This window comes from Mesorhizobium sp. M7A.F.Ca.CA.003.01.2.1, assembly GCF_003998945.1.
GTDB classification, from domain to species: domain Bacteria; phylum Pseudomonadota; class Alphaproteobacteria; order Rhizobiales; family Rhizobiaceae; genus Mesorhizobium; species Mesorhizobium ciceri.
Window position 1 is genome coordinate 1 of sequence record NZ_RZRA01000459.1, and the last position, 4400, is coordinate 4400.

Below are 4400 nucleotides of genomic sequence, written 5' to 3' on the forward strand. Positions count from 1 at the left end.
GGTCTTCGACATCCATGGCGGCGGCCTCGACCTGATCTTCCCGCACCATGAAAACGAGATCGCCCAGTCGCGTTGCGCCCATGGCACCGAAATGATGGCCAACATCTGGATGCACAACGGCTTCCTGCAGGTCGAAGGGCAGAAAATGTCGAAGAGCCTCGGCAACTTCTACTCGATCAACGAACTCCTGGAGACCGAGACCTTCGGCGGCCGCAAATGGCCGGGCGAGGTGCTGCGGCTGGCGATGCTGATGACGCATTATCGCGAGCCGATCGACTTTTCCGTGCGCAAGCTGGAAGAGGCCGAGAACACCCTGCGAAAATGGAAGCGGGGGGCCGACCTCGCGCCGACGGCGGCGGGACAGGTGCCCGTGGAGATCATTGACGCCTTGTCGGACGATCTCGCCACCTATGCCGCCTTCCAGGTCCTGACCCAGTTGGCCGGCGAGGCAATGGACGGCAACGATGCCGCTGCATCGCTGAAGGCGTCGCTGCTGTTCCTCGGCTTCGACGTCGCGTCGGCGAAGGTTGATGAAGGCCACGTCGGCAAGGCCATCGCCAAGCGTCTCGCGTTCATCGCCGCCAAGAGCTGGGCCGAAGCCGACCGCATCCGCGACGACCTGCTGGCCCAGGGGATACAGTTGAAGGACGGCAAGGATCCGGTCACAGGCGAACGCATCACCACCTGGGAGGTAAAAAGATGATCGATCATCTCGGCATCAACGTTGCCGATTTCGACGCTTCGAAGGCTTTCTATGACAAGGCGATGGCGCCGCTTGGTGCCGCGCTGTTGTATATGGTGCCGCTGGAGTACACCGGCGGTAAAAAGGTCGGTGGCTACGGTCGCGATCGGCCGGTATTCTGGCTGCAGGAAGGCAAGGATGGTCAGAAGGCCCATCAGCACGTCGCCTTCACCGCGCGCAGCCGCGCCGAGGTCGAAGCCTTCTATGCTGCGGCGCTTGCCGCCGGCGGCAAGGACAATGGCGGGCCGGGCCTGCGCCCGCACTATCACCCGGACTACTATGGCGCCTTCGTCCTCGATCCCGACGGCAACAACGTCGAGGCCGTCTGCCATGCGCCGGAGTGATCAGCGATGAGCCTCGACAACCGACCGATCTATACCGGCGGCTGCCAGTGCGGCGCGGTGCGCTTTCGCGTTGAAGGCGCTTTGGGCGACGCTTCGGTCTGCCATTGCCGCATGTGCCAGAAGGCGTTCGGCGCGTTCTACGCGCCGCTGGTTTCGGTGCGTGGCGCCAGGCTCGACTGGACGCGCGGCGAGCCGAAATACTTCCGTTCGTCCAACCATGTCGATCGCGGTTTTTGCGCCGATTGCGGCACGCCGCTGACCTTCACCGCGCCGGACGGGGTTGGCCTCGCCATCGGTGCGTTCGACAATCCAGCGGAGATCGTGCCGCTGATTCAATGGGGGATCGAGGCAAAGCTGCCCTATGTCGACTCGATCCCGCAACTGCCGGGCGAGGACACCATGGCCGACATGTCGTCGGCCTCCTATCTGGCCGATCTCGTTTCCTACCAGCACCCCGACCACGACACCGAACAATGGCCGCCAAAGGAAAGATCATGACCGATCAGGTAAGAACCGGCGGCTGCCAGTGTGGCGCCGTGCGCTTCCGCGTTCATGGAGCGCTCGGCCGTCCGTCCATCTGCCATTGCCGCATGTGCCAGAAGCAGTTCGGCTCGTTCTTCGGCGCGCTGGTCACGGTGCCCAGAGATGGCGTCGAATGGACCCATGAAGAGCCGAGTTACTTCCAGTCGTCGGTCAACATCGATCGTGGTTTCTGCGCCCGCTGCGGCACGCCGCTGACATATCGGCAGCCCGGCGGGCTGGAAATCGCGATCGGTGCCTTCGACGACCGTTCGGACCTGGCACCGCAGATCCAGGTCAACTATGCCGCGCGGTTGCCCTGGGTGGAGACGATCTTCGATCAGCCCGTCCACCAGGATCCTGATTATTACAACAGGCAGGAATCCATCATCTCCTTCCAGCACCCAGACCATGAAACGCCGGACTGGCCGACCAAAGGTTTACAACTATGAGCAGTCAATTGCGTACGCTTTATCCCGAGATCGAGGCGTTCGATTCCGGCATGCTCGATGTCGGCGACGGCCACCAGGTCTACTGGGAGCGTTCCGGCACTAAAGGCGCCAAGCCGGCGGTGTTCCTGCATGGCGGGCCGGGCGGCACCATTTCGCCAAAACACCGGCGGCTGTTCGACCCGAAGCTCTACGATGTCATCCTGTTCGACCAGCGTGGCTGCGGAAAATCGACGCCCAACGCCTCGCTCGAAGCCAATACGACATGGCACCTGGTCGCCGACATCGAACGGCTGCGCGAAATGGCCGGCTTCGACAAATGGCTGGTGTTCGGCGGCTCCTGGGGGTCGACGCTTGCGCTCGCCTACGCCGAGACCCACCCAGAACGCGTCAGCGAACTGGTGGTGCGCGGCATCTACACGCTGACGCGTGCGGAACTGGAATGGTACTATCAGTTCGGCGTCTCGGAAATGTTCCCGGACAAATGGGAGCGCTTCCTGGCGCCGATCCCGGAGGCCGAGCGCAGCGACATGATGGTCGCCTATCGCAAGCGGCTGGTCGGCACGGATCGAAAGGCGCAGATCGAGGCGGCCCGCGCCTGGAGCCTGTGGGAAGGCGAAACGATCACGCTGTTGCCGGAGCCTGAGACAAGCGGTCCGTTTGGGCAGGACGACTATGCCGTCGCGTTCGCCCGCATCGAGAACCACTATTTCGTCCATGCCGGCTGGCTGGAAGAGGGACAATTGCTGCGCGACGCGCACAGGCTGAGCGACATCCCCGGCACCATCGTCCATGGCCGCTACGACATGCCATGCCCGGCGCGCTATGCCTGGGCGCTGCACAAGGCCTGGCCAAAGGCGGATTTCCATCTGATCGAGGGCGCCGGCCATGCTTATTCGGAGCCGGGTATCCTCGACCGGCTGATCCGCGCGACGGACAAGTTTGCAGGCAAATGACCATGACCCGCGAGCGCCTCTATCTCTTCGACACCACATTGCGCGATGGCCAGCAGACGCCGGGCATCGACTTTTCCGTCGAGGACAAGATCGCCATCGCAAAACTGCTTGACGCTTTTGGCCTCGACTATGTCGAAGGCGGCTATCCCGGCGCCAACCCGACCGACACCGCCTTCTTCCAGGAGAAGCGCACGGAGCGCGCCAAATTCGTCGCCTTCGGCATGACCAAGCGGGCAGGGGTGTCGGCGTCCAACGATCCCGGCCTAGCGTCTCTTGTGCAATCGAAATCGGATGCCATCTGCTTCGTCGCCAAGAGCTGGGACTACCACGTCCGTGTCGCGCTCGGCTGCACCAATGAGGAGAACCTCGATGCCATCAAGGCCTCCGTCGAGGCGGCGATCGCCGCCGGCAAGGAGGCATTGGTCGACTGCGAGCATTTCTTCGATGGCTTCAAGGCCAATCCCGACTATGCGCTGGCCTGCGCCAGGACCGCCTATGATGCCGGGGCGCGTTGGGTGGTGCTGTGCGACACCAATGGCGGCACGCAGCCATCGGAAGTCCGCGCCATCGTCGAGAAGGTTATTTTATCAGGCATTTCAGGCGATCATCTCGGCATCCATGCCCATGACGACACCGGCCAGGCCGTGGCGAATTCCCTCGCCGCTGTCGAGGCTGGCGTGCGCCAGATCCAGGGCACGCTCAACGGCATCGGGGAGCGCTGCGGCAACGCCAATTTGATCTCGATCGTGCCAACGCTGGCGCTAAAGCCGGCCTTCGCCGATCGTTTCGAAACTGGCATTTCGGCTGAGGCGCTGACAGGCATTTCCAGGTTGTCGCGCGCATTCGACGAACTCCTGAACCGAGCGCCAGAGGCGCAAGCGCCCTATGTCGGCGCTTCCGCCTTCGCCACCAAGGCCGGCATTCATGCCTCCGCACTGGCCAAGGAGCCGGCGACCTACGAGCACGTCCCCCCCGAAACGGTCGGCAACCGCCGCCGTGTCATGGTCTCGGACCAGGGCGGCAAGGCCAATTTCCTCGCCGAGCTGAGGCGACGCGGCATTGAGGTGCCGAAGGACGATCACCGGCTCGACGCGCTGATATCCGTGGTCAAGGAGCGCGAGGCCGAGGGCTATGCCTATGAAGGCGCCGATGCCAGCTTCGAACTCCTCGCCCGCAAGATGCTGCACGGCCTGCCGGAATTCTTCAACGTCACCTCGTTCCGCTGTATGGTCGAGCGCCGCTTCGACGCCAACGGCCAGTTGAAGACGGTCTCCGAAGCGATCGTCAAGGTGGTGGTCGATGGCGAGGAGAAGATGTCGGTGGCCGAGGGGCATGGCCCGGTCAACGCACTCGACATCGCGCTGCGCAAGGACCTCGGCAAATTCCAGGG

5 protein-coding genes and 1 pseudogene are annotated in these 4400 nt (G+C 63.3%); all 6 read left to right on the forward strand.

The window, feature by feature from the left end:
- A pseudogene (locus EN969_RS18675) lies at positions 1-703 on the forward strand (cysteine--tRNA ligase); the annotation flags it as partial.
- Complete coding sequence (locus EN969_RS18680; protein ID WP_013532560.1) at positions 700-1086, forward strand: VOC family protein; 387 nt, start codon at positions 700-702, stop codon at positions 1084-1086. The pseudogene EN969_RS18675 and the gene EN969_RS18680, both read left to right, overlap by 4 nt.
- Before the next feature lie 6 nt (positions 1087-1092).
- A complete protein-coding gene (locus EN969_RS18685; protein ID WP_013532559.1) occupies positions 1093-1584 on the forward strand; it encodes a GFA family protein in 492 nt (163 codons plus the stop codon).
- Positions 1581-2057 (forward strand): GFA family protein, encoded by a 477-nt coding sequence (locus tag EN969_RS18690; RefSeq protein ID WP_013532558.1) that lies wholly within the window; start codon positions 1581-1583, stop codon positions 2055-2057. Before EN969_RS18685 ends, EN969_RS18690 begins: the two co-directional genes overlap by 4 nt.
- Complete coding sequence (pip, locus tag EN969_RS18695) at positions 2054-3010, forward strand: prolyl aminopeptidase (protein WP_013532557.1); 957 nt, start codon at positions 2054-2056, stop codon at positions 3008-3010. The genes EN969_RS18690 and pip overlap by 4 nt, the downstream gene beginning before the upstream one ends.
- Positions 3007-4400: citramalate synthase (gene cimA / locus EN969_RS18700; protein WP_206525180.1), on the forward strand; the 1394-nt coding region annotated here is incomplete at its 3' end. The genes pip and cimA, both read left to right, overlap by 4 nt.

Excerpts from the sequence above, each read along its gene's own strand:
- EN969_RS18680 (WP_013532560.1), top strand. The coding sequence starts at position 700 with ATGATCGATCATCTCGGCATCAACGTTGCCGATTTCGACGCTTCGAAG.
- EN969_RS18685 (WP_013532559.1), top strand. The coding sequence starts at position 1,093 with ATGAGCCTCGACAACCGACCGATCTATACCGGCGGCTGCCAGTGCGGC.
- EN969_RS18690 (WP_013532558.1), top strand. The coding sequence starts at position 1,581 with ATGACCGATCAGGTAAGAACCGGCGGCTGCCAGTGTGGCGCCGTGCGC.
- pip (WP_013532557.1), top strand. The coding sequence starts at position 2,054 with ATGAGCAGTCAATTGCGTACGCTTTATCCCGAGATCGAGGCGTTCGAT.